This window comes from Streptomyces sp. Ncost-T10-10d, assembly GCF_900091955.1.
GTDB lineage: Bacteria > Actinomycetota > Actinomycetes > Streptomycetales > Streptomycetaceae > Streptomyces.
This window is the reverse complement of the sequence record NZ_FMDF01000084.1, coordinates 15,434-39,731: the sequence shown is the minus strand read 5'-3', so window position 1 is coordinate 39,731 and position 24,298 is coordinate 15,434. Positions and strand designations below refer to the sequence as shown.

Sequence of the window (24,298 nt, the reverse complement as noted above, 5' to 3'; positions counted from 1 at the left end):
CTCCACTTTCGCGAAGGAGGGCGGCCGCGTCGGCAGCGGCGCCCTCGGCAGCGGCCAGGGCGGGGTCGCACGATGTGCGCGATGACGTACGCGCACTGCCTGCGCGCCCGCTTGCACCAACCGCACCGCCTGCACAGCCGGTTCGGACGAAGACCTGCCGACTTCCCGGCCGCGTCCCCGTAGTTTCCGGGGGGACGCGATCACCGGGCCAACGAGAGGAAGACCTCCCGTGCCTGCCCCCCGTACCACGCTCCGCCGCAGCCTCGCCGCTGCCGCCGCCCTGCCGCTGCTCGCCGTGGCGCTCACCGCCTGCGGCTACGGCTCCGAGGCGAAGGACGACGACTCCAACAAGTCGGACGTCGCCGCCGACGCGAAGAAGCTCTCCACGGACACCGTACGGATCGGCTACTTCCCCAACCTCACGCACGCCACCGCGCTGGTCGGCGACCAGGAAGGGCTCTTCCAGAAGGAACTCGGCGGCACCCGGCTCAAGACCTCGCAGTTCAACGCGGGTCCTTCCGAGATCGAGGCGCTCAACGCCGACTCGATCGACATCGGCTTCATCGGCCCGTCGCCCTCCATCAACGGTTTCACCAAGTCCCAGGGCAAGAACCTGCGGATCATCGGCGGCTCCGCCTCCGGCGGGGTGAAGCTGGTCGTGAACCCGAAGAAGATCAAGACTCTGGACGACCTCAAGGGCAAGAAGATCGCCACCCCGCAGCTCGGCAACACGCAGGACGTGGCCTTCCTCAACTGGATCTCCGAGAAGGGCTGGAAGGTCGACGCCCAGAGCGGCAAGGGCGACGTCTCCGTGGTCCGTACGGACAACAAGGTGACCCCGGACGCCTACAAGTCCGGTTCCATCGACGGCGCCTGGGTCCCCGAACCCACCGCGTCCAAGCTGGTCGCCGAGGGTGCCGAGGAACTGCTCGACGAGTCGACGCTGTGGCCGGACAACAAGTTCGTGATCACGAACATCATCGTGTCGCAGAAGTTCCTGAGCGAGCACCCGGATGTCGTCGAGGCGGTGCTGCGCGGTTCGGTGAAGACCAACGCGTGGATCAACGCCAACCCGGACAAGGCGAAGGCCTCCGCCAACGCCGCGCTCGAGAAGCTGACCGGCAAGGCGCTGCCCGCCGAGGTCCTCGACCCGGCGTGGAAGTCGATCCAGATCACCGATGACCCGTTGGCCGCCACGCTGGACGCGGAGGCCGAGCACGCGGTGAAGGCCGGTCTGCTGGAGAAGCCGGACCTGACCGGCATCTACGACCTGAAGCCGCTGAACAAGGTCCTGAAGGCCGCGGGCAAGCCCGAGGTCGCCGACGCCGGTCTCGGCGTCAAGTAGGCCGCCCGAACCCGAACCCAGGATTCCCAGGAGGTGACGACCATGGCGACCACTCTCACCAAGGCCGAGGACCGTACAGCGGTCAGGCACGCCGCCCGTATCGCACATGTCTCCAAGTCCTTCGGCGGACCGGAGGGACAGCAGCTCGTCCTGGACGACATCACGCTCGATGTCGCGCCGGGCGAGTTCGTCACCCTCCTGGGAGCCTCCGGGTGCGGGAAGTCGACGCTGCTCAATCTGGTGGCCGGACTCGACCGCCCGACCGCGGGGTCCATCGAGACCCCCGGCGGGCGGCCGGCCCTGATGTTCCAGGAGCACGCCCTGTTCCCGTGGCTGACCGCGGGCAAGAACATCGAACTCGCGCTGCGGCTGCGCGGCGTACCCAAGTCGGAGCGCCGCACGGAGGCGGAGCGGCTGCTGGAACTCGTACGGCTGGGCGGGGCGTACGGGAAGCGTGTGCATGAACTCTCGGGCGGTATGCGGCAGCGGGTGGCAATGGCCCGCGCCCTCGCCCAGGACAGTCAACTGCTGCTGATGGACGAGCCGTTCGCCGCACTCGATGCCATCACCCGGGATGTGCTGCACGACGAGCTGACCCGGATCTGGCGCGAGACGAACGTCTCGGTCCTCTTCGTCACACACAATGTGCGCGAAGCGGTGCGGCTCGCCGAGCGCGTCGTCCTGCTGTCGTCCCGCCCCGGCAGGATCGCCCGCGAGTGGACGGTCGACATCGAGCAGCCGCGCCGTATCGAGGACAACGCGGTCGCGGAGCTGTCCGTCGAGATCACCGAACAACTGCGTGGGGAGATCCGCCGTCATGGCCAGCACTGACACGAAGCCCGACGATCTGGCCGGTCTGGAGGCCGGGCTCGACGCGCTGGACGCCGTGCAGGTGCGCCGCACCCCGGTGCGCGAGGTGCTGCTGCGCAAGGTGCTTCCGCCCGTGCTCGCGGTGGCGCTGGTGATCATTGTCTGGCAGCTGCTCGTCGAGGCCCAGGTCACCGACGACTACAAGCTGCCGTCACCGGCCGCGGTGTGGAAGAGCGCGTCCGACATGTGGCTGCAGGGAACGCTGCTGGAGGTCGTCTGGACCAGCATCTCGCGCGGTCTCCTCGGCTTCCTGATGGCCGTGGCCATCGGTACGCCGCTGGGTCTGCTGGTCGCCCGGGTGAGGTTCGTACGGGCCGCGATCGGCCCGATCCTGTCCGGGTTGCAGTCCCTGCCGTCGGTCGCCTGGGTGGCACCGGCCGTGATCTGGCTCGGGCTGAACGACAAGATGATGTACGCCGTGATCCTGCTGGGCGCCGTCCCCTCGGTCGCCAACGGGCTGGTCTCCGGCGTCGACCAGGTGCCGCCGCTGTTCCTGAGGGCGGGCCGCACGCTCGGCGCGACCGGGCTGCGCGGGACCTGGCACATCGTGCTGCCGGCCGCATTGCCCGGCTATCTGGCCGGTCTCAAGCAGGGCTGGGCGTTCTCCTGGCGCTCACTGATGGCCGCGGAGATCATCGCGTCCTCCCCCGATCTCGGCCTGGGGCTCGGCCAGTTGCTGGAGAACGGCCGCAACAACGCGGACATGCCCGGCATCTTCCTCGCCATCATCCTCATTCTGTTCGTCGGCATCGCGATCGACCTGCTGATCTTCAGCCCGCTGGAGCGGTGGGTGCTGCGCAGCCGCGGCCTCCTCGTCAAGAACTGAGCCACGCCATGTCCGCCCCGGTCCTCCTCGTCATCGCCCACGGCAGCCGCGACCCGCGGCACGCGGCGACCGTGCACGCGCTCACCGCGCGGGTACGGTCGCTGCGGCCGGGGCTGCGCGTGGAGACCGGTTTCCTGGATTTCAACGCGCCGTCGGTGCCGCGGGTGCTGGAGCGGCTGGCGGCGCAGGGTGCGGGGGATGTCATCGCGCTCCCCCTGCTCCTCACCCGGGCCTTCCACGCCAAGTCCGACATTCCCACGGTGCTGCACGAGGCCCGGACCGGACTGCCTCGGCTGCGCATCCGGCAGGCCGAGGTGCTCGGCCCGTCACCTTTGCTGAATGCGGCACTGGAACGGCGGTTGCACGAAGCCGGGATCCGTCCCGGTGACCGAAGCTCGACCGGGCTCGTCCTGGCCTCGGCGGGCTCCACGGACCCGGAGGCGATCGCAGTGATCGCTGAAATCGCGCGGGAGCTGCGGCACACCGGTTGGTGCGCCGTGCGGCCTGCGTTCGCCTCCGCTGCATCTCCCGCGGGGTTCCCCCGCACCGAGGACGCGGTACAGGCCCTGCGGGCCGAAGGCGTGCGGCGGGTGGCGGTGGCCCCTTACGTCATCGCACCCGGCCGGCTCCCGGACCGTATCGCCGCGGGCGCCCGGGAGGCGGGGGCGGATGTACTGGCCGAAGTGCTGGGCCCTTCAGCGGAGTTGGCACAGCTGCTGCTCCGTCGCTATCACGAGGCGTGCCTGCCGCGCCTGGCGGCACTCACCGCCTGACCGGCCCGAAGCGGGGCGCCGCGGGATACCCGGCGCCCACTCGGAGCCCGTCTGACCGGCCTTGGTCGTCGCCGTGACCGTGGCTGCCGGACCGGCCCCCGCTGCGGTGACAGCGGCAACCGTGACGGTGTAGGCGGTACTGGGGGTCAGCCCGCCGATCACCCGGAACATGCCCTTGCCCGAGGGCTGGCCGACCAGGGCGTCCCGCCCGGTGACCTCGATGGTCCGGCCGTCGGAGAGCGTCAGCCGGTAGCCGATCACCTTGGCGTCACCCGTCTTCACGGGCGGGGTCCACGCCACGGTCGCGGCGTGGGCCGCAGTGCGCAGCTTCGGCCCGGTGGGGGCGTCGGCCGGCATCGTGGCCGCCGTCGGCAGGAGCGGAGCGGAGGCGAGGGACGGGGCACTCGTGCCCTGCGCGTTGGCGGCGGTGACGATGACGGTGAAAGGTCCGTCGTCCTCGGGGAGTCCGCCGATCCGGATGTAGGCCAGCCGCTTGTAGTCGGCGGCCGATGCGGTCGACGCGGCCACCTCCGTCCCATCCAGCCGCAGGGCACGCGCGGTGCAACCGAGATGGTCCGAGCTGGTTGTGCGCGATGTGTTGTGCGGGGTGTAGCCGTTGAGGATGCCGACCGCCCCGTGGTGCTCACGGGGCAGTCCATACAAATGATTGGTCGTCACTTCAACGCTATTGGCGTGGGTTTGACCGTCCCCACCGCCGATCTCCAGACCATTGCCCGAGATGTCGGTGAAGATGCTGCCACTGACCTGGGTGTCGGCCGTACCGGTGCCGAGTTCGAGTCCGGCTGCGCCCAGATGCGTGAACACACTGTCGCTGAATTCGATGCGCTTGCCGTACAGAAGGTGGCGGTCAGCCGAAGTCGAGGCCGCCCGTGCGGGTCCGCTTGAGTTCGAAGAGGTCCGGGTTCCCGGCAAGTACCCGGAAGCTGTCGAAGACCCGCGCCGCCTCCTCGCCACGCGGTACGGCCCGCAGGACCGGCCCGAACCAGACCGAGCCGTCGACATGGATCGTGGGCGTACCGACGTAGGCGTCCGCCTCCGGATCCTTGCCGGCGTCGTGGCTGCGTCGCAGTGCCTCGTCATACGTCTCGAACTGCGCGGCAGCGCCCAGCTCGGCCGGCAGACCGAGCTCCGCGAGGGATTCGGCGATCACTTCGTCGAAGTCCTCGTTCTTCTGCTGGTGGATACGGCTGCCCATCGCGGTATAGAGATCGCGGAGCACAGCATCACCGTGGTCGGCGGCCGCCGCGACCGCGACCCGCACCGGACCGATCGACTTGTCGACCAGTTCCCGGTACCAGTCGGGGAGTTCATTGCCGATGTTGTGCAGGTAGAGGCTCATGACGTGGAAGCGGAGCTCGATGTCGCGCTGCTGCTCCACCTCCAGCATCCAGCGGGAGGTGATCCAGGCGAACGGGCAGGCCGGGTCGAAGTAGAAATCGACGGCGGTCCTGCCCGTCTCCGGGGTGCGGTGAGTGGTCATGCGCCGAGCCTAGTCAGGCATTGGCTCACCGGCCTGGGCCATTCACCGTCCGGTCAACTGGGCCACTTTCAGGCCCCGGTCCAGTGCGGGTCGCGGCCGCTGTGGGCCAGCGCCCGTTCGAACACCGACGCCGACGCAGGGACCGTCACCTCGTCGGCGAAGCCGTCGTACTGCCGGTAGAGCGCGGCGGTACCGTCGACGACATCGAGGACATAGGCGGCCGCCGCGTCGGAGAGCCGGACTTCCTCTCCGATGGCGCGGGCCACGTCCCAGGTGTGCAGGGCCGTCTCCTCGATGAGCATCGCGGCGATCTCGGAGGCCGGGGAGGTCGAACCCCCGAGGTCGATCTCGCCCTCCCAGACCGCCGGGTCCGACCAGGCGGCGACGGCGCGGTCCAGTTGCGCCACGTACTTCTGCGCCCAGTCGGTGTCGGCGGTGAAGTCACAGGTGGTGAGCTCGTCGGGGAGGTCCTTGCGCAGGGCGCGGTGCTCCAGGCCGTGGGAGGTGTACAGCACCCAGTGGTTGATGAGTCCGCGCAGGTCCCAGTCGCCGCAGGGTGTGGTGGATACGTCGAGCTGTTCGGCGCTGATGGAGCGGGCGATACGGGCCGCCTCGGCAGCGCATTCGGTCATATGAGCGTGCTCGTTCTTCATACGCCCCACGCTAGGACGAGCCACTGACACCGTTCTTGAAGAAAAGCGACGGCGCCCCGGACCTGCGGCTTCAGGAGGCGGCGTCGACGAGGGCGACGCCATACCCGGGTCGACCGGGGCGAGCAGCTCGGGCTTCTCCAGGGGCCGGCCCGAAGGGCCGACAACACCTCAGCACAGGACGAGAAATTGTGGCACCGATTGCCACTAGTGTTCCCGTTATGTCTTCCACGTCACGCCCTCTCGATGATGTCTTCCTGCTCGGTGGCGAGCTGCCCGTACGCCGTCTCGGCTATGGCACCGCCCAGCTGACCGGCCCCGGATACTGGGGGGCGCGCGGGGAGCGGCAGGACGCCGTGGCCGTACTGCGGGCGGCCGTCGAGCGGGGTGTCACGCTCGTCGACACGGCCGACAACTACGGCCCCGGGCTGGCCGAGGAGCTGGTGGCCGAGGCCCTTCACCCGTATCGCGAGCAGCTGGTGATCGCGACCAAGGGCGGTGTGGTGCGCACGAGTGACAGTGCCTGGCACGTCGCAGGCCGTCCCGAGCAGTTGCGGGGGATGTGCGAGGCCAGCCTGCGACGGCTGCGGACCGACCGGATCGACCTCTACCAGTTGCACCGGCTGGACCCGGACGTACCCATGGCCGACCAGCTGGGCACCCTGGATGCGCTGAGGCAGGAGGGTAAGATCCGGTACATCGGTCTGGACACCCTCACCGCCGACCAGCTGGAGCAGGCTCTCTCCCTGACCGGGATCGCCTCGGTGCAGAACCGCTTCAATCTCCTCGACCGTTCGTCGGACGCGGTACTGAAGGTGTGCGAGGCCCACCACCTCGCTTTTCTGCCCTGGTTCCCACTGGCCAACGGTGCTCTGACCGGCGAGGCGGCTACGGCGCTCGCCGGTGTCGCCGATCGGCACGGTGCCACCCGTGGGCAGATCGCCCTCGCCTGGCTGCTGCACCGCTCCCCTGCGCTGTGCCCGACTCCGGGCACCGGTTCGCCCGTTCATCTGGCGGAGAACCTGGGGGCGCGGGAGATCCGGCTGTCCGCCGAGGACATGAGCTGCCTGGAGGCGCTCGCACCCGCATGAAGGAGTACCCGCACGTGACCACACGTACCAGCGCCGCTGTTCCCGCCCCGGCCGGTGCTTCCGGTTCGCCCGCCGCCGTCCCGGTGATCCGGGCCGAGGATGTGTCGTTCGTACGGGAGGGCAATGTCCTGCTCGACTCGGTCTCCCTGACCGTACGCAGCGGTGAGCACTGGGCCCTGCTCGGTGCGAACGGAGCAGGCAAGAGCACGCTGCTGGGGATGCTCGGCGCGGTCAGACACCCCACCAGGGGCTCGGTCGAGGTGCTGGGGCGCACCCTCGGGCAGGTCGATCTGCGGGAGCTGCGGTCGCTGCTCGGGCATGTCGATCCGCGCCATCCGCTGCGTTCGCCGTTGTCGGTGCACCAGGTGGTGCTGACGGGTCTGACCAACTCGGTCGAGCCGGTGCCGCGTTGGTCCGCGAGCCAGGAGCAGCGGGCGCGGGCGGAGCGGTTGCTGAAGATGCTCGGCATGGGTGGCAGGATCCGATCGAGCTGGCCCGCACTCTCGCAGGGTGAGCGGGGCCGTACGCTGATCGCCCGCGCCCTGATGCCGCAACCAAGGCTGCTGCTGCTCGACGAGCCGGCCACGGGGCTCGATCTTGCCGCCCGTGAGCAGTTGCTCGACAGTCTGGACACGCTGCGCGAGGAGCATCCGGAGCTGGCGACGGTCCTGGTCACCCACCATCTGGAGGAACTGCCCGCCTCGACCACGCATGCGATGCTGCTTCGGGGCGGCCGATGTGTGGCATCGGGCCCGGCCGACGAGGTACTGACGACCGATCAGGTGAGCGGCTGCTTCGGACATCCGGTGCGGATCTCCCGTACGGACGGCCGGTGGACGGCGCGGGCTCAGCGCGTCACCCGTCGCTGAGCGGGTTCATCCGTCGGCGTCGGCACCGGCGTTCGCGGCGTCGCTGAACGGCGTGGCCTGGTGGAAGTAGAGCACCCAGCCCGCGCCTGTATGCCGCCACAGCGAACTGCGATGGGCGAGGTGCCCCTTCGTCTCGGTGTCGTAGGTGAGGTGGACGAATTCGTCGTCCAGCTGGACTCCGTGCATCCGGGACGCGGTGAGCGGGCCGGGGCGCGGGGCGTTCTCGGCGGTGAGCGAGGCGATCATCGTGTCGCGGTCCCAGACCCGGCCTGTGGAGTCGATCTCGCGGTACTCGGGGTGCAGCACCTGGGAGAGGAGTTCGGCGGAGGCGCGTACCACCGGGTCGAGGAGGCGGAGCTCGCCCTCCACCGCTGCGGCCACGCCGGGGGGCGGTTCGGTCATGCGCGGGCTCCGTCGTTCGCGGTACCCGTCGGCGCGGTCATCTCCACCAGCTTGGCCACGGTGTTCCAGTTGCGCGAGGTGGCGATGACACCTTTGGTGAGGGACGGCCGGGACAGTGCCTCGGCAAGTCTGGAACGGCCCAGTCCGTCGGGGGCGTAGAGGTAGAGCGCGCGGTCGCCGAGCCGGAACTCCTCGGGGAGGAAGGCCGCCGGGTCGATCCCGGCGAAGCGTTCGGCGTCGACCGGCTGCCCGTAGTAGGTGATGTGCAGCTGCCTGCCTTCGAGTTCGGCGGCCGGGAACGGGCAGGCCGCGGCAACTGCCGCGAGGTAGGCGCCGTCCCGGACGAGGCAGGGGACGGGGAAGCCGAACCGCTTTTCGATGGCCCGCTCCAACTCGGCGGCGAGTGCGTTCTCGTCGTCCGACGCGCTGCTGAAGACGGCGTTGCCGCTCTGCAGGTGGGTACGGACGTCCCCGTGGCCGAGTTCGGTGAGGAGCGTGCGGAGTTCGGCCATCGGAACCTTCTTGTGGCCGCTCACATTGATCCCGCGCAACAGCGCCGCGTACATCGTCATGGGCACACCATAGGACGATCCGTCCACGCCGTGCGGCCGCCGCGCCCCGTGGGGGAGGGCGCGGCGGCCGCCGATTGCGTCGCGTCGGGCGTGTACCGCCCGGTCACGGCTGCGGAGGCCGGTTACTCAACGACCTTCAGCAGCTTGTTCGGCGTGCCCTCGGTCGCGTTGGAGATCGCGTCGGGGGTGGCGCCTTCGGTCAGCGCCGTGGCGACCTCCGCCGGGGTGGCGTCCGGATGTCCGGAGAGGTAGACGGCGGCGGCACCGACGACGTGCGGGGTCGCCATGGACGTACCGGAGATGGTGTTGGAGCCGTCGTCGCTGTCGTTCCAGGACGAGGTGATGTCGGATCCGGGGGCGTAGATGTCCACGATCGAGCCGTAGTTGGAGAACGACGACTGTTCGTCGTCCACCGTGGACGAGGCGACCGTGATGGCCTCCGGGACGCGGGCCGGGGAGCTCTCGCTCGCGTCGGTGGACTCGTTTCCGGCGGCCACCGCGAAGGTGACTCCGGAGGCGATGGCCTTCTGGACCGCGGCGTCGAGCGCCTCGTCCGCGCCGCCGCCGAGGCTCATGTTGGCGACCGAGGGGCCTTCGTGGTTGGCGGTGACCCAGTCGATGCCCGCGACGACCTGCTCGGTGGTGCCCGAGCCGGAGTCGTCGAGGACCCGGACGGCGACGATCTTCGCCTTCTTGGCCACCCCGTAGGTCGCACCGGCGATGGTGCCCGCGACGTGGGTTCCGTGGCCGTTGCCGTCGTCGGCGCTGTCGTCGTTGTCGACGGCGTCGTAGCCCGAGGCGGCCCTGCCCTCGAACTCGCTGTGTGTGGTACGGACGCCGGTGTCGATGACGTATGCGGTGACGCCCTCGCCCGCGCTGTCCGGGTAGGTGTACGCGTTGTCGCCGGCGGTCTCGGTCTGGTCGATCCGGTCCAGCCCCCAGGACGGCGGGTTGTCCTGGGTGGCGTCGACGTGGAACTTCTTGTTCTGGACGACCTTGGAGACGGCCGGGTCGGCCGCCAGGCGCTTGGCCTCGGCCAGTGAAAGGCCGCTGGCGGAGAAGCCGTTGATGGCGGAGCTGTAGTTACGCTTGAGCTTGCCGCCGTACTCCTTGGCGAGCTTCGCCTTGTCGGCCTTCTGATCCAGCATCACAATATAGCTGCCCGGGACGGCGGTCGCCGCGTCGGCACCGTAGACGGTTCCCGTCGCGGGAGCCGGCGCCGCTCCGGCGAGGGAGGTGCCCAGCAGGGTGACTCCGGCCGCTGCGGCCACTGCGGTTATCGCCGCGGTCAGCTTCATCCGACGTGCGCGCTTGTGAATTGCCATGAAGAGGGATCTCCTCGTCATTCTTTGTGGGGGGATTGACCCCCGGCCGGAAGATCTCCGGGGGTTGGCTCGAAACCCTCGCCGATTGACGCGCTCAGATCAAGACCTTCATGCGGCTGTGACTTACTCAACAAGGTTTCGTAATAAGAAACCGGCCAGCTGTGACCACGCCGGGCGCGGTCGCGGCAACATCCGTCGCACGTACGGGGCTTGCCGCTCCCGCGGCGGCGACCCGCGCACTTCGCAACAGGGAAGGCGAACCACCGTCGGCACACCCGGGCGGACGAGGAGACGGCTTGATTCCGCCCCCGCCCGTCAGGCGGGCAGCTCGGCCTCGATGAGGTCGGCCGCTCGCTTCGTGCCGCCCTCCCCCGCCATCCGCTCCCGCACGGCCGCGGCCCTCTTCATCACCTCGGGGTCATCCACCAGGCCGAGCACGGCCGCCCGCAGCGACTCGGGGGTCACCTCTGCCATCGGGAGATGGCGGGCGACGCCGAGCGCCTGGAGCATGTCGGCGTTGCCGAACTGGTCGACGGCCTGCGGCACGGCGACCATCGGGGTGGCGGTGGCGAGCCCCTCCTGACTGCCCCCGGCGCCCGCATGGGTGATGAAAGCGTCCGCCTGCTTCAGCACCGAGAGCTGCGGCACCCAGGAATGCACCTCCACATTGGCCGGTACGTCGCCGAGTTCGGCGGCGTCGACCCAGGCGCCGATCTGGAGCACGACATGCCAGCCGGGCAGGGAGCCGAAGGCCGTGACGCAGTCGCGGTAGAAACCGGGCTGGTTGGTGAAGGCCGAGCCGAGCGAGACCAGCAGCACCTTCTCGGCACCCTCGGGGCGCTGCCACTCCCCCTGGTCCGCGCGGTCACCCTGGCAGGCACCCACGAAGGTGTGGACCGTCCGGTCGACGCGGTCGGCGTTCGGCTGGAGCACCTCGGGGATCAGGACGACCGACCGCGGCGGGCGGCCGACGAACGGGTCCGGGTGCTGGTCGATCCCGTTCTCGGTGAGCCAGTCCTGGAAGCGTCGGTAGTACGCCCGCCCGCGCTCGGACCGCTTCAGCTCGGCGGTCATCGGCTCGCCGACCTCCTCCTCGTATCCGTCCCAGGCGACCAGGTTGGGCGAGAGGGAGACGGCGGGCACACCCCAGCGATGGGCAAGGACCCGCGCCGGGTAGGAAGTGATGTCGTGCAGGACGAGGTGGGGCTCGTCCCCGTCGAAGGCCTTGATGAGCTGAGGCAGGGCCTGGACGGCGTCGTCGAGGAAGGGTTCGAGGTTGTCGATGAGTTCGGTGCCCCAGGCCTCCGGGTTCTCTTCGGTCGGCAGCACCGAGGTGTAGAGCACCGGTTCGGCGCCGGTGGCTGCGACCTTCTCGGCGAACGACGCCGGGATGGCGTAACTGACGCGGTGCCCACGGGCGACGAGCTCCCGGATGACTTCCAGGCTCGGGTTCACGTGCCCGTGGGCGGCGATGGAGAACATGGCGATATGGGCGTGCTCGGTATTCGTCATGCCCTCACCGTAGGCGAGACGAGACGTCTCGTGCATTTGGTTTTCGGGATACCTCAGCGCTGATAGCGCGCCAGCACCCGGTTCCCGTCGTCGACCAGACGTTTCCTCAGCTCTTCCGCGTCGATCGCCCCGCTGTAGTACTCCTGGAGGGCCGGTGTGGCGACCTTGTCCTTCCATTCCGGGTAGCCGCGGACCGACTGGGCGGGCGCCGGACGCAGCGCCTTCGCCACGGCGACCCCGGTCGACCAGCCGTCCTTGTCGGTGTGCAGGGCCGGGTCCGCGAGGGCCGCGATGCCGGTCGGGAGCATCCAGTCACCCTTGGCCAGGCGCACCATGTTCTGCGGCCGGAGCAGGAAGTCGATGAACTGCGCGGCCTCCTTCTTGTGCGGGCTGGCCTCCGAGACGGAGAGGGTCTGCGGACTCACCCCCTGGGCGAGGCCCGCGCTGCCGGCCGGTGCGGGCAGGACGGTCCACTCGAAGCCCTCGGGAGCCTGCTCGACGACCTGTTGGCGGTACGAGAAGCCGAGCGGAACCATCGCGTACTTGCCGCCGAAGAATCCGGGGAGGGTGTCGGAGCCGCCCATGCCGAGCGTGGTGCGGGCGGCGCTGTGATCGATCTCGACCTGATCGTGAATGGTGCCGGGGACGACCTGGTCGCCCTCGCCCGCGCGGATGGTCACCTTGCCGTCGGCGCCCGGGTGGAAGAGCCGGCCGCCGGCGGAGAGGCCGAGGTTGAGGGTGACGGAGACTGGCTCCTTGAGCGGCCAGGCGACGCCGTATCTCCCCTTGCCCGTCAGCTCCTTGGTGATCTGCCGGAACTCGGTCCAGCTCCACGGGTTGCCGGGCGTCGGGATACGGACCCCCGACTCCTTGAGGATCTTGGTGTTGGCGATCAGGACACGAGGCTCCTGGAGGAACGGCACTCCGTAGACGCCGTCGCCGAAGGTGGTCGTCCGCCAGCTCTGTTGCGGGATGTCGGAGGTCAGCCGGTCCGGCAGCAGCGTCCGCAGATCGGCGAGGTAGCCGCCGTACGCGAAGTCGGCGAGGTCGTCGGAGGCGTCATGGATGACATCCGGCGCCTCGTCGCCCTCGAAGGAGGTGAGCAGCTGGTCGTGGACGGTGTCCCAGCTGCCCTGGACGTAGTTGACATGGATGTCGGGGTGGGTTTCGTTCCACTCCTTCACCAGTTGCTTGTTGGCGTCGACGGATTCCTTCTGCCAGGCCAGCGACTGGAAGCTGAGCTCGGTCCGCCCGTCGCCGTCTCCGCCGTCGCCCGTCCCCGAACAGCCGGTGAGCAGCAGGGTCAGTGCCGTGGCCACGGCGGCCGCCGTCGTCGTCACGGATGCGCGCATCAGCTCTTCACCGCCCCGGCCAGCAGGGAGCCGGTGATCCGCCGCTGGATGACCGCGAAGATGACCAGCGAGGGAAGGGTCGCGAGGAACGCGGCGGCGGCGAGCGGCCCGAGATCGGCCGCGCCCTCCGCCCCGATGAAGTGGGTCAGTACGACCGGCAAGGTCTGCTTCTCCGGTGTCTTGAGCAGGACGAGTGCGAAGAAGAACTCGTTCCAAGCGGTGATGAACGCGAAGAGCGCGGTGGCGACGATGCCGGGTGCCAGCAGCGGGGCGGTGACCGAGACGAGCGTCCGCAGCCGGCCCGCGCCGTCGACCGAGGCGGCCTCTTCGAGTTCGGCGGGCACGGCCCGTACATACCCCGCCAGCATCCACAGCGCGAAGGGAAGCGCCCAGACGACGTACACCGCGATCAGCCCCCACAGGGTGTTGATCAGATGGAGATTCTTCAGGACCAGGAAGAGCGGAATGATCAGCAGGACGAACGGGAACGCCTGGCTGACCACGACCCATCCGGTGGTGGCCGTCGAGAGCCTGGAGCGGTGGCGGGCCATGACATAGGCCATGGGCGTGGCGATGAGCACCGCGACAATGGCGGCGCAGAGCGCGGCGATCAGCGAATTGGCGGCGGCCTGGAGCAGCGGCTGTTCGTCGAATGCCTTGCGGAAGTTGTCCAGCGTCGGATGCTCGGGAATCCAGGTCGGGTGCAGGGAACCGAGTTCGCGCGCCGGTTTGAAGGCGGTGGAGATCAGCCACAGGAACGGGAACGCCAGAAAGACGAGATAACCGACCAGTGCCACGTACTGTCCGGCGCGTGCGGATCTGCTGGTACGCAGGCTCACCTGTCCTCGCCTCCCCTGAGCCGGCCGACGAGATACACCGCGAGGATCACGGAGATCACCGCGACCATCACACAGCCCATCGCCGCGGCATAGCCGAACTGTCCGTAGCGGAAGGCCTCTTCGTACGCGAAGAGCATCGGCAGCCGGGTGCGGCCACCGGGTCCTCCGTTGGTCAGTACGTAGACCAGGGCGAAGGAGTTGAAGTTCCAGATGAAGTTGAGTGCGGTGATGGAGAGCGCGACCGGTCTGAGCACGGGCCAGGTGACCGTGCGGAAGCGACGCCAGGCACCTGCTCCGTCCAGGGCGGCCGCCTCGTGGAGTTCGTGCGGGGTGTTCTGCAGTCCGGCCAGGAGGGCGACGGTGGTCTGGGGCATGCCGGCCCAGACGCCCACGACGACCACGGCGGGCAGGGCGGTGGCGAGCCCGGTGAGCCAGTCCCGGCCGTCGCCGAGGCCGAGATCGCGGATCGTCTCGTTCAGGATGCCCGCGTCCGGGTTGTACACGAGCCGCCACATGATGCCGACGACCACCTCGGGCATCGCCCACGGAATGATCGCCAGCGCCCGCGCCAGCCAGCGCATGCGCAGATTCTGGTTGAGCAGCAGGGCGAGGCCGAGCGCCAGTACGAACTGCGGAACGGTGACGCCGACCGCCCAGAGCAGACCGATCCGGAACGAGTCCCAGAACAGGGCATCGTGGAGCAGGTCCTGGAAATTCAGCCCGCCGACCCACTGGGTGGAGCGGGTGCGGCCGGACTGGGCATCGGTGAAGGCCAGCGCGATGCCGTAGAGGAGCGGACCGACACTGAGAATCAGGATCGGGATCAGCGCGGGCAGTACCAGGAACCAGGTGCCGGCATGCCGGTGGACCGGCCGGGTCTGCTTGTCGTGCGGGCTGCCGGGCGGACCGTGCCTTCCGGATCGTACAGTTGCACTCGCCAATGTCATGAATTCGCCCCCTTGCGTCATTCGATCGGTTTCATACCGTTCTGGCCGCTCAGGTGGCCCTCGTCATCGTGCTGACGGGCCGTCGGTTCGTCAAGCGGGCCTGCACAGATGCGAAAATCGGAGCCATGAACGAGATGCGTGCGCGCGAGGTGCTGACCGCTGCCGGACTGTCCGGCGGTGCCCAGTTGCTCGCGCTGGGTGAGAACGCGGTGTTCGCCGTGGACGACCTGGTGGTCAAGGTCGGCCGTGACGCCGTGCAGAACCCGGAACTGCGGGACCGGGCCGAGCGCGAGGTGGCCGTCGCTCAGTGGCTGGCCGCCTCCGGTGTCCCCGCCGTACGGGTCGCCGAGCCCGGGGTGCGGCTGGTGGAGGGCCATCCGGTGACGCTCTGGCACCGGCTGCCCGACGCCCTGCGCCCTGCCGAGCCGCAGGATCTGGCGCGGTTGCTCACCCTGGTCCACGCGCTGCCCGCCCCGGACGGTTTCGCCCTTCCGCGCCGTGAGCTGCTGGGCGGGGTCGAGCGCTGGCTGCGGCTCGCGGGCGATGCGATCGACCCGGCCGACGCCGACTATCTGCGTGAGCGCCGCGACGGCTTCGCGGCGGCCGCGGCCGCGCTGATCCCCCATCTGCCGCCCGGGCCGATCCATGGCGACGCCCTCCCGCGCAATGTCCATGTCGGTCCGAACGGGCCGGTGCTGGTCGATCTGGAGACCTTCTCCGCGGATCTGCGCGAGCACGACCTGGTGGTGCTGGCGCTGTCCCGGGACCGGTACGGCCTGGCGGCCGAGGCGTACGACGCCTTCACCGCCACGTACGGCTGGGACGTCCGCGAATGGGACGGCTGCACGGTGCTGCGCGGGGCGCGGGAGACGGCCAGCTGCGCATGGGTGTCCCAGCACGCGCCGACCAATCCGAAGGCGCTTGCGGAGTTCCGCCGCCGGGTGGCGTCGCTGCGCGCCGGTGACACGGCGGTGCGGTGGTATCCGTTCTAGGACACGGCTGACCGCGGCCCTCCGGTGACCGCTGCGTCCTCAAGCGCCGGACAGGCTTGGTGTTCCCCCGACGCCGCCGCGGTTGCGCGCACCGGACGGGGTCGAATTCTCAGCCGGTCACCCGGGCCGGCTCCCGCAGGGGCCAGTGGCCGTCGATCACCGCGTCCGCCGTGCCCTTGCGGCGCAGGAACTGCTGGAAGTCCGCAGCCCATTGCGCGTACCACTCCACCTGGCGCTCATGGAGCTCGGCGGCGGTCAGCTCGGCCACCGAGCCGTGCCGCTCAGCTATCGCGTACGCCACCCGGACCGCGGCCAGCGCATCCGCCCCCGCGTCATGGGCGCCGCCGTGCACCACGCCGTACTCGACACAGACCGCTTCGAGGGTGCGCTTGCCCTTGCGGTATCGGTCGACGGCCCGGTCGATGGTGTACGGGTCGATGACCGGCCCGATCCCGGCCCCGTCGAGCCGGTCGCTCAGCGACGGCAGCCCGTGCCGGCGCAATTCCGCCGTGAGCAGCGTCAGGTCGAAAGCCGCGTTGTACGCGACGACGGGCACCCCCTGGCGCCAGTAGCCGGTGAGTGTCTCGGCGATCTCGTCGGCCACCTCGCGCACCGGTCGGCCCTCCGCCGCCGCCCGCTCGCTGCTGATGCCGTGGATCGCCGAGGCCTGTGCCGGAATCCGGATGCCCGGATCCGCCAGCCAGGTGCGCTGCCGCACCGGCTCCCCGTCCCTGCCACGGACGCCGACGACCGCGGCTGTCACGATCCGGGCCTCCAGCGGTTCGGTGCCCGTCGTCTCCAGGTCGAAGCCGACCAGCGCCTCCCGGTGCCAGCTCATCCCGTACCTCCTTCATGGTGCTCTCCCCCAGGTGATGACCACCCTCGCATGCACCACTGACAACGGACGGACAGCCCCTCGGGTACAGCCCTCAGGAGACGGGCCGGGAGTCCGTCCACACGGACTCGAATTCCTCGCGGTACGTCTCGAACAGCCCGTGCTCGTTGTCCTGACCCGCCCGGACCACCGCGCGCCCACCGCCCCGCAGCACCAGCACGGGCGCCTCCATGCCGCGTGCGCGCCGCAGATACGGCTGGACGACCCCGACCGCGTCCGTCCCGTCGCCGTCCACCAGATAGGCCGTGAAGCGCGGCGTCTCGTCGAAGACATGGATCTCGAAGGCACCCGGATCGCGGAGCTTGGAGCGGACCCGGCGCATATGGAGGATGTTCATCTCCACCGACCGGCTCAGCTCGCCCTTCTTGAGACCCAGCTCCCGCTCCCGGCGCTTGACCGCGCTGCTCGCCGGGTTGATGAAGAGCAGCCGGACCCGGCAGCCCGACTCGGCGAGCCGGATCAGCCTGCGGCCGGAGAAGTTCTGCACGAGCAGGTTGAGTCCTATGCCGATCGCGTCGAGCCGGCGCGAACCCCCGAAGAGATCCTCGGCGGGCAGCTGGCGCTGGAGCCGCACCCGGTCGGAGTGGACGGAGACCACGTCCGCGTACCGGTCGCCGACCAGCTCCTCGACGGCGTCGACCGGGAGCCGGTCGGCCGACGGGACCGCGGCGCCGCTGCCCAGGATCTCCAGGAGCCGGGCCGAGGCGCGCTCGGCCTGGGCGAGGACCGCCTCGTTCAGGGCGCGGTTGCGGGAGACCACGTTGCGGGCGACCTCCAGCTCGTCGAGCGCCAGCTCCACCTCGCGCCGCTCGTCGAAGTACGGCTCGAAGCACGGCCAGTGCTGGACCATCAGCTCACGCAGCTGCGGCAGCGTGAGGAAGCTGAGAACGTTGTCGTCGGCCGGGTCCAGCAGATAGCCCTTGCGGCGGGAGACCTCACGTACGGCGACGGCGCGCTGCACCCACTCCTGCCCGGCGGGTCCGGCGGCGGCCACCACCCAGTCCTCGCCGTGGACCGGCTCGTAGATGGGCCGGAGCACCGCGGCGACCACGGCGCGCAGCCGCTGCTCCACGAGATTCAGCCAGATATAGGCCCGCCCGGCCCGCTGGGCGCGCGTGCGCACCTCGCTCCAGGCGTCCGCTCCCCAGTCCAGTTCCGCGCCGATCTCCATGGGCTGCGCAAGTGAGACCGCCCCGGGCGGGGCATCGGTCGAGTCCCCCTCGTGACCTGTGTCACCTGGGGGCAGCTCGAACCCTCCCGAGCTCACCCGCGCACCGCCTTCCACTCCCCCACCAACGATCAAGGAAGGGTACTCCGCAAGCGGGATCCGGTGCAGCCGGATGCACAGGCTGCTTCCTCAACTCCCCTATGAAGCAGGCACGTTCCTGGTGGCAAGATCTGCCGTAGTGAGCGGATTCATAGTGATTGAGCACCCCGTCCAGGGCCCTGTACCGGGCCTGCGACCGTCTCAGGTCCCCTGATCCCGGATCCGGGCGACACGGAGAGGCCCGATGTTGACCGGCCCGCGCGACGTCCTAGGTAGCCGTACATCTTTCGGGGAAGATCTGGCTCAAGCAGCCCGCAAGCCCCAGACACCCGGATCAGAAGTGGAAGGGTCAACCTATGCAGGTCTGGCCGGGACAGGCGTATCCCCTCGGTGCCACGTACGACGGCGCCGGGACCAACTTCGCGGTCTTCTCGGAGGCCGCCGACCGAATCGAGTTGTGCCTGCTGCACGACGACGGTTCCGAGACGGCGGTGGAACTCAGGGAGACCGATGCCTTTGTCCGCCATGCCTATTTGCCCGGGGTGATGCCCGGTCAGCGATACGGATTCAGGGTCCACGGGCCGTACGAACCGGAGCGCGGCATCCGCTGCAATTCGGCCAAACTGCTGCTCGACCCGTACGCCAGGGCAGTCGCCGGGCAGATCCAGTGGGGCGAGGCGGTGTACGGCTATCCGTTCGGCCGGCCCGACGCGCGCAACGATCTCGACTCGGCGCCGCACACCATGACCTCGGTCGTGGTCAACCCGTACTTCGACTGGGGCGACGACCGGAGACCCCGTACGGACTACCACCGCACGGTGATCTACGAGGCCCATGTGAAGGGTCTGACGATGCTCCATCCGGGGCTGCCGGAGGAACTGCGCGGCACCTACGCGGGGCTGGCCCATCCGGAGGTGATCGCCCATCTGACGGAACTGGGCGTGACGGCGATCGAATTGATGCCGGTTCACCAGTTCACCCAGGACCACCGGCTGGTGGACGCGGGGCTGGCCAATTACTGGGGTTACAACACCATCGGTTTCTTCGCCCCGCACAACGCGTACGCCTCCTGGGGGGACCGCGGTGAACAGGTGCTGGAGTTCAAGCAGGCCGTTCGGGCGCTGCATCAGGCCGGTATCGAGGTGATCCTCGACGTGGTCTACAACCACACCGCGGAGGGCAATCACCTGGGTCCGACGCTCTCCTTCCGGGGCCTGGACAATGCCTCGTACTACCGGCTCGCGGACGACCAGCGGTACTACATGGACACCACGGGGACCGGGAACTCCCTGCTGATGCGCTCGCCGCACGTGTTGCAGCTGATCATGGACTCCTTGCGGTACTGGGTCACGGAGATGCATGTGGACGGCTTCCGGTTCGATCTGGCGGCCACCCTGGCCCGGCAGTTCCACGAGGTCGACCGGCTGTCGTCGTTCTTCGATCTGGTGCAGCAGGACCCGGTGGTCAGCCAGGTGAAGCTGATCGCCGAACCGTGGGACGTGGGTGAGGGCGGCTACCAGGTGGGGAACTTCCCGCCGCTGTGGACCGAGTGGAACGGCAAGTACCGGGACACCGTTCGGGACCTGTGGCGGGGCGAGCCCAGGACCCTCGCCGAGTTCGCCGGGCGGCTGACGGGATCGTCGGACCTGTACCAGGACGACGGCCGACGGCCGCTCGCCTCGATCAACTTCACCACCTGCCACGACGGTTTCACGCTGCACGACCTGGTCTCGTACAACGACAAGCACAACGAGGCGAACGGCGAGGGCAACAGGGACGGCGAGAGTCACAACCGGTCCTGGAACTGCGGCGCGGAGGGCGAGACGGACCGGCCGGAGATCCTGGAGCTGCGCGAACGGCAGATGCGGAATTTCATCGCCACGCTGATGCTGTCGCAGGGTGTGCCGATGCTGAGCCACGGCGACGAGTTCGCGCGTACGCAGAGGGGCAACAACAACGCGTACTGCCAGGACAGCGAGTTGTCGTGGGTGCGCTGGCCCGACCCGGCCGAGACCGCGAAGAACGACGTGGACGAGACCGATCCGGCCGAAGGGGACGGTCTCGGGAGCAGTCTGCTGGAGTTCACCCGGGCAATGGTCTGGCTCCGCCGCGACCATCCCGTCTTCCGGCGCCGCCGGTTCTTCCACGGCCGTCCGGTCGAGGGCACACACGACGAGCTCTCGGACATCGCGTGGTTCACACCCGAGGGCGGCGAGATGAAACAACGGGACTGGCAGGCCGCGCACGCCAAGGCGCTGACGGTCTTCCTCAACGGCCATGCGATCTCGGAGCCGGGACCACGCGGCGAACGGATCTCCGACGACTCGTTCCTGCTGATGTTCAACGCGAGCGCGGACACCCTGGAGTTCTCCGTTCCGGTGAACCACGGCCGGCAGTGGATGGTGGTGGTCGACACGGCGCGCCCCGCAGGCGTTCTTCCCGGCTCGGGGCCGAAGGTGACGGCGGGCGAACGGGTGACGCTGGTCGGGCGGAGCCTGGCGGTGCTGCAGCGGCCCGCATAGGAGGGTGCTGAAGGTCTCGGCCGGATCAGGAAACGGCGTTCGGTACGTGCAGCCGCAAGGCGTCGGAGTGCACTCATAGTGGAGCTGTCAGGGCGTTCCGGCAACGCCGCAGATGTGCGTGCCGGGCGTCGCGAGCCCGGCCGAGATCTTCAGCACCCTCCTGGGTCCGGGCCTCCGGCCCGGCCGTCGACTCGACGACACCGCCGGTCGAGCCCTTTGCGGCGTTCGGTGACACAGGAGCACGCAGGCTGGGTACGTAACGGCGCATGACGCCCACCGCCACCTACCGGCTGCAGCTCCAGCCGGACTTCCCGTTCGCGGCCGCCGGACATGCCGTGCCGTATCTCGCCACGCTCGGCGTCTCCCATCTGCATCTGTCCCCGGTCCTGGAAGCCGTGCCCGGCTCCAGACACGGCTACGACGTGGTCGATCACAGCCGGGTGCGCGCCGAACTCGGTGGTGAGGAGGGGCTGCGGGAGCTGGCCCGCACGGCGCATGAGCACGGTCTCGGGCTGGTCGTGGACATCGTGCCGAACCACATGGCCGCGGTTCCCCGCCACAACCATGCGCTGCGGGAGGTGCTGCGCGAGGGCTTCGAGTCCCCGTACGCCCGCTGGTTCGACATCGACTGGGCGGCGGGCGGCGGCAAGGTGCTGCTGCCGGTGCTGGCCGGACGGATCGGCGACGAGATCGGCAGACTCCGGGTCGACGGGGAGGTACTGCGCTACGGCGAGCAGGAGTTCCCGCTCCGGACCGGCACCGCCCGTCTGCCGCTGCCCGAGCTGCTGGATGCCCAGCACTACCGGCTCGGCTGGTGGCGGCTGGCCCGTACCGAGCTGAACTACCGGCGGTTCTTCACCATCTCCGACCTCATCGGGGTGCGGGTGCAGGACCCCGAGGTCTTCGCCGCCACCCACGGCAAGATCCTCGAACTGGTCCGGGACGGGGTCGTCGACGGGCTGCGCGTCGACCACCCCGACGGGCTCGCCGATCCTGAGGCCTACTTGGAGCGGCTCTCGGCGGCGACCGACGGGCGGTGGACGGTGGTGGAGAAGATCCTCGGCCGTACCGAGCCGCTGCCCGCGGGCTGGGCCGTCGCGGGGACGACCGGGTACGACGCGTTGCACCGGATCGACGGCCTCTTCGTCGATCCGATGGGCGCCGCGGAGCTGCTCGGCCGCTACCGGGAGTACGCGGGGCCCGCCGGGGACCGCGGGGGTGACTGGACGTCGACCGTCCGCCGGGCCGCGTACCGGGTGGTGACGCACGAGCTGGCCGCCGAGACCGGGCTGCTGACCCGGCTCGCCGTACGTATCTGTGCCGAGGACCCCGCGCTGCGCGACCACGCACCGTGGACGCTGCACACCGCCGTGTGTGAGCTTCTTGTGCGCGTACCCGTCTACCGCCCGTATGTGAAACCCGGCGGCCCCCGCACAAGGACGGCTGAGGCGATGCTCTCGGATGCGGCCGTACGGGATGCGGAGGCGGTGTTCTCCGTTCCGGAGGAGGCTTCGGCCGTCGAGGTCGTGCGGGATCTGGCAATGGGGCGGCTGGGTGAGGGGCCCGACCGGGCGGCGTTCTGTGCCCGGTTCGCCCAGACCGCGTCGGCGTCGCGCGCCAAGTCGGTCGAGGACACGGCGTTCTACCGGTACGTACCGCTGATCTCGGCGAACGAGGTGGGCAGCGATCCCGGGCGGCCTGCGGTGACGCCGGAGGAGTTCCATGCGTTCTGTGCCCGGCTGGCGCGCGACTGGCCGGCTACCGGCACAGCGCTGACCACGCACGACACCAAGCGGAGCGCCGATGTTCGGGCCCGGATCGCGGTGCTGACCCAGTGCCCGGAGCAGTGGTCCTGGCTGCTGGTGGAGCTGGGACGGGTGACTCCCGCGACCGCTCCCGACGCGCAGCTCGCCTGGCAGGCCTGGCAGACAGCCTTCGGCTGCGTGAAGCTGCCGGTCCGGGAGATGGCGGGCCGGTTGGAGCCCGCACTGCTGAAGGCGGTCCGCGAGTCGGGTCTTTTCACCAGCTGGACCGAGCCCGATCCGGCGTACGAGCGGGCGATGACGGACTTCGTCGCGGCGGGACCGGCCGCGGACAACGGTCCGGTGCGCGAGGCGCTGGAGCGCTTCGCGGGCAGACTCGACCCGTACGTACGGGCCAATGTGCTCGGCGCGGCGCTGGTGCAGCTGACGATGCCGGGTGTGCCTGATCTGTATCAGGGCACGGAACGGGAGTACCTGGCGCTGGTCGACCCGGACAACCGGCGGCCGTTCTGCCACCCGTCCGAGGACGGGGGCTTCAGTGAGAAGGGGGAGCTCACCGCGGCGGCGCTGCGACTGCGGCGCGAACGGCCTGAGGTGTTCGGCGAGTCGGGTACGTACGCCCCGCTGAGCGCCCATGGCCCGGCGGCCGCGCACTGTCTGGCCTTCTGCCGTTCGGGCGAGGTGGTCACCGCGGTGACCAGGCTGTCCTTGCGGCTGGCGGAGTCGGGCGGCTGGCGCGGGACGGAGCTGACGCTGCCGGACGACGGGCCGTGGACCGATCTGCTGGCGCCCGGCCGGAAGTTCACCGGGGCCACGGTCGCGCTCGTCGAGCTCTTCGCGGAACGTCCGGTGGCGCTGCTCAGCCGGGTCGGACGAGAAGGGCCCGCGGACCGCGGGTGAGCACCCCCGTTCCGGCCGGGCGGAATCCGTCCGCCCAGCGGAGCCCTGGCATCGCGTCGAGCAGGGCCCGCAGGCCCTGCTGGGCCTCCAGCCGGCCGAGCACGACGGCCGGGCAGCCCGCCGGTCCGGTGAGGGACCGGCCCTGGTCGCGGCGGAAGGGATCGAAGAGGTCGGGTGCACAGAACCGTTCCGGATCGCGGCCCGCCGAGCCGATCAGACAGGCGACGGACGCCCCGGCGGGCAGCGTGCCGCCGCTGAGGGTGACCTCGGTGACGGTGCGGCGCAGCACGACCTGGACGGGCGGGTCACGGCGCAGCGACTCCGTCCAGGCAAGGACGGCCAGGGCGGGTTCGATGCGCAGCGCGGCCAGGAGGTCGGGGCCGTCGAGCAGGTTGGCGAGGAAGGAGGCGAGCGCGCTCTCGCGGAGGCCGGTGTGCCGGGTGCAGGGTGTGGTGGCGGTGCTACCCGGTCCGGTGCGGGACGGCCGGGTCGTGTACGGACGGGCGGGCGCGTCGGCCGCGGAACCGGCGGGCAGCCAGCGGCAGAACTCCGCGACGAGGTCGGCCTGTTGGCGGCCTGCGATGCGGTGCGCCAGCACGTAGGCGGTGCGCTCGATCCGCTCGGCCAGGTGACGTGGTACCGAACCGGTCGCGGCCCTGCGCTGCCTGCGGGGCGTGCACAGGGTGCTGCCGTGGCAGAGTCCGAGGGGTGCGGGGCCGTCGGGGGGCGCACTGTCGTGCGGGAACCCGGTGAACCGGGGGTCGCTGAGGGCCGCGGTCACATCCGCGTACCGGCTGACCAGCCAGGCGCCCAGGGGCGCGTCGTAGCTGAGTGGGTATTCCTCGCGCAGAATGCGGTAGAGCCGGTACGGGTCGTGTGTGGCGCCGGGTGCGAGGAGGCTGGGGCCGGTGCCGGGGCGGGATCCGCGCGCCGTCCGGCCGGCCCGGCGGCCGGGATCCGGTGCGGGTATGCCCTCGGGCGCGTCGGCCTGCATCGGTACCCCCGGGGCGTAGGGCGCCGGTGTGCGGCGCGGTTCCGCACCAGTTGATCACCGGCGGGGGCGTTGCGCAGTCGGTGTACGGCCG

General features: G+C 69.9%; 22 protein-coding genes. 9 read left to right on the top strand and 13 right to left on the bottom strand.

Annotation, left to right across the window (positions count from 1 at the left end; genetic code table 11):
• Positions 1-229 precede the first annotated feature (229 nt).
• From GA0115254_RS12830 to GA0115254_RS12815, 4 genes are read left to right on the top strand one after another with little or no spacing between them, the layout of a single operon-like run.
• On the top strand, positions 230-1,345 hold the full coding sequence (locus GA0115254_RS12830; RefSeq protein ID WP_093895398.1) for an aliphatic sulfonate ABC transporter substrate-binding protein: 1,116 nt from the start codon (positions 230-232) through the stop codon (positions 1,343-1,345).
• A 42-nt stretch (positions 1,346-1,387) separates the two neighbouring features.
• A complete protein-coding gene (locus GA0115254_RS12825; protein ID WP_093895397.1) occupies positions 1,388-2,176 on the top strand; it encodes an ABC transporter ATP-binding protein in 789 nt (262 codons plus the stop codon).
• Positions 2,163-3,041 carry an ABC transporter permease gene (locus tag GA0115254_RS12820; RefSeq protein ID WP_093895396.1) on the top strand — a complete coding sequence of 293 codons (879 nt, stop codon included), beginning with the start codon at positions 2,163-2,165 and terminating at the stop codon, positions 3,039-3,041. Before GA0115254_RS12825 ends, GA0115254_RS12820 begins: the two co-directional genes overlap by 14 nt.
• Before the next feature lie 8 nt (positions 3,042-3,049).
• The gene (locus GA0115254_RS12815) at positions 3,050-3,814 is read left to right on the top strand and encodes a sirohydrochlorin chelatase (RefSeq protein WP_093895395.1); all 765 of its coding nucleotides are present in this window, start codon (positions 3,050-3,052) and stop codon (positions 3,812-3,814) included.
• On the opposite strand, the gene GA0115254_RS12810 is transcribed toward GA0115254_RS12815, so the two are convergent.
• From GA0115254_RS12810 to GA0115254_RS12800, 3 genes are all read right to left on the bottom strand, one after another.
• Positions 3,737-4,639: a fibronectin type III domain-containing protein gene (locus GA0115254_RS12810; RefSeq protein ID WP_093895394.1), complete on the bottom strand. Its 903-nt coding sequence runs from the start codon at positions 4,637-4,639 to the stop codon at positions 3,737-3,739. The two genes, GA0115254_RS12815 and GA0115254_RS12810, sit on opposite strands and share 78 nt — an antisense overlap.
• A gap of 43 nt (positions 4,640-4,682) precedes the next feature.
• A complete protein-coding gene (locus GA0115254_RS12805) occupies positions 4,683-5,315 on the bottom strand; it encodes a mycothiol-dependent nitroreductase Rv2466c family protein (RefSeq protein ID WP_093895393.1) in 633 nt (210 codons plus the stop codon).
• Between the two features lie 68 nt (positions 5,316-5,383).
• Complete coding sequence (locus tag GA0115254_RS12800; protein ID WP_093895392.1) at positions 5,384-5,968, bottom strand: TIGR03086 family metal-binding protein; 585 nt, start codon at positions 5,966-5,968, stop codon at positions 5,384-5,386.
• Between the two features lie 218 nt (positions 5,969-6,186).
• Between GA0115254_RS12800 and GA0115254_RS12795 the strand changes: the two genes are divergently transcribed.
• Positions 6,187-7,056 (top strand): aldo/keto reductase, encoded by an 870-nt coding sequence (locus tag GA0115254_RS12795; protein WP_093895391.1) that lies wholly within the window; start codon positions 6,187-6,189, stop codon positions 7,054-7,056.
• 83 nt (positions 7,057-7,139) lie between these two features.
• A complete protein-coding gene (locus GA0115254_RS12790; RefSeq protein WP_256102537.1) occupies positions 7,140-7,925 on the top strand; it encodes an ABC transporter ATP-binding protein in 786 nt (261 codons plus the stop codon).
• A gap of 6 nt (positions 7,926-7,931) precedes the next feature.
• Here the strand turns inward: GA0115254_RS12790 and GA0115254_RS12785 are convergent, their stop codons facing one another.
• The 7 genes from GA0115254_RS12785 to GA0115254_RS12755 form a co-directional block, all read right to left on the bottom strand.
• Entirely contained in the window at positions 7,932-8,327 is a 396-nt protein-coding gene (locus GA0115254_RS12785) for a nuclear transport factor 2 family protein (RefSeq protein ID WP_093895389.1), read from the bottom strand.
• On the bottom strand, positions 8,324-8,899 hold the full coding sequence (locus GA0115254_RS12780; RefSeq protein ID WP_256102534.1) for a DUF1697 domain-containing protein: 576 nt from the start codon (positions 8,897-8,899) through the stop codon (positions 8,324-8,326). Before GA0115254_RS12780 ends, GA0115254_RS12785 begins: the two co-directional genes overlap by 4 nt.
• A 122-nt stretch (positions 8,900-9,021) precedes the next feature.
• Entirely contained in the window at positions 9,022-10,224 is a 1,203-nt protein-coding gene (locus tag GA0115254_RS12775; protein ID WP_093895388.1) for a S8 family peptidase, read from the bottom strand.
• A gap of 315 nt (positions 10,225-10,539) precedes the next feature.
• A complete protein-coding gene (gene mgt / locus GA0115254_RS12770; protein WP_370740863.1) occupies positions 10,540-11,772 on the bottom strand; it encodes a macrolide-inactivating glycosyltransferase in 1,233 nt (410 codons plus the stop codon).
• 17 nt (positions 11,773-11,789) lie between these two features.
• Entirely contained in the window at positions 11,790-13,088 is a 1,299-nt protein-coding gene (locus tag GA0115254_RS12765) for an ABC transporter substrate-binding protein (protein WP_093895387.1), read from the bottom strand.
• On the bottom strand, positions 13,088-13,927 hold the full coding sequence (locus GA0115254_RS12760; protein WP_093895386.1) for a carbohydrate ABC transporter permease: 840 nt from the start codon (positions 13,925-13,927) through the stop codon (positions 13,088-13,090). The genes GA0115254_RS12765 and GA0115254_RS12760 overlap by 1 nt, the downstream gene beginning before the upstream one ends.
• Positions 13,924-14,874 (bottom strand): carbohydrate ABC transporter permease, encoded by a 951-nt coding sequence (locus tag GA0115254_RS12755; RefSeq protein ID WP_093895413.1) that lies wholly within the window; start codon positions 14,872-14,874, stop codon positions 13,924-13,926. The genes GA0115254_RS12760 and GA0115254_RS12755 overlap by 4 nt, the downstream gene beginning before the upstream one ends.
• Before the next feature lie 125 nt (positions 14,875-14,999).
• Between GA0115254_RS12755 and GA0115254_RS12750 the strand changes: the two genes are divergently transcribed.
• Entirely contained in the window at positions 15,000-15,866 is an 867-nt protein-coding gene (locus GA0115254_RS12750) for a phosphotransferase enzyme family protein (protein WP_093895412.1), read from the top strand.
• 109 nt (positions 15,867-15,975) lie between these two features.
• On the opposite strand, the gene GA0115254_RS12745 is transcribed toward GA0115254_RS12750, so the two are convergent.
• Positions 15,976-16,704 carry a 3'-5' exonuclease gene (locus GA0115254_RS12745; RefSeq protein WP_093895385.1) on the bottom strand — a complete coding sequence of 243 codons (729 nt, stop codon included), beginning with the start codon at positions 16,702-16,704 and terminating at the stop codon, positions 15,976-15,978.
• A 91-nt stretch (positions 16,705-16,795) separates the two neighbouring features.
• Positions 16,796-18,028: an SAV2148 family HEPN domain-containing protein gene (locus tag GA0115254_RS12740; protein ID WP_093895384.1), complete on the bottom strand. Its 1,233-nt coding sequence runs from the start codon at positions 18,026-18,028 to the stop codon at positions 16,796-16,798.
• 356 nt (positions 18,029-18,384) lie between these two features.
• Here GA0115254_RS12740 and glgX point away from each other — a divergent pair, with 356 nt between their 5' ends.
• Positions 18,385-20,550 (top strand): glycogen debranching protein GlgX, encoded by a 2,166-nt coding sequence (gene glgX, locus GA0115254_RS12735; protein ID WP_093895383.1) that lies wholly within the window; start codon positions 18,385-18,387, stop codon positions 20,548-20,550.
• A gap of 266 nt (positions 20,551-20,816) precedes the next feature.
• A complete protein-coding gene (gene treY / locus GA0115254_RS12730) occupies positions 20,817-23,213 on the top strand; it encodes a malto-oligosyltrehalose synthase (RefSeq protein WP_093895382.1) in 2,397 nt (798 codons plus the stop codon).
• On the opposite strand, the gene GA0115254_RS12725 is transcribed toward treY, so the two are convergent.
• Complete coding sequence (locus tag GA0115254_RS12725) at positions 23,173-24,207, bottom strand: cytochrome P450 (RefSeq protein WP_093895381.1); 1,035 nt, start codon at positions 24,205-24,207, stop codon at positions 23,173-23,175. The genes treY and GA0115254_RS12725 overlap by 41 nt on opposite strands.
• Positions 24,208-24,298: the final 91 nt, after the last annotated feature.